This window comes from Bartonella sp. AA168HLJHH, from assembly GCF_042197365.1.
Classification (GTDB): Bacteria; Pseudomonadota; Alphaproteobacteria; order Rhizobiales; family Rhizobiaceae; genus Bartonella.
Genome location: NZ_JBHIRS010000088.1, coordinates 1 through 631, shown reverse-complemented (window position 1 = coordinate 631; position 631 = coordinate 1). Strand labels below are relative to the sequence as shown.

Here is a 631-nt window from a genome sequence, read left to right as displayed (position 1 = left end):
CATTTACGTTTCTTTTGATAAGTTTTCATATCTCTCATAGAGCGCTTGCAATATGATACGTTTTGTATATATGCATTCATTACTCCATTGTGGATGATTCATTTTAATCAATAAGAAACGCTATTTGAAAGCCGCGTCATATCACTTGGCACGGCTTTTTTTATGTTACTCTCTCTTTTATGATATGTTTATAGCAATGCATTTTATATGCGTTTATAACCATAAAGAATGCACGCCCCCCATGTCTCTTTTTATTCTGTTTTATCAGTTATATTGACAACATTATCCCTTTCATAAACCTCACAATTTTTTGGAACCAACCTTACTTTGCTTTTTTTATTGATTTTTGCATTGCCATAAGCACGCCCCCAGATCGTTGCACAATATGAGATTTTAGCATTGCCATAAACAGAGCCATAAATCTCACAAGAGCCACTCACATAAGCATTCCCATAAACCTTGCCATAAATCTTTGCACGACCATTAATAACAGCATAATTATAAACTTTTGCATGGCTATAAATACAAGCCGAGCCAGAAACCTTGGCATGACCATAAACGCGTGCATAACTAAAAACCGTAGCATCATAAGAAACATGCGCATGATCATAAATATGAGCATCAGCAAGAA

General features: G+C 35.2%; 1 pseudogene. It reads right to left on the bottom strand.

Annotation, left to right across the window (positions count from 1 at the left end):
- Positions 1-251: 251 nt before the first annotated feature.
- Positions 252-631: pseudogene (locus tag ACFINM_RS09895) on the bottom strand (hypothetical protein); the annotation flags it as partial.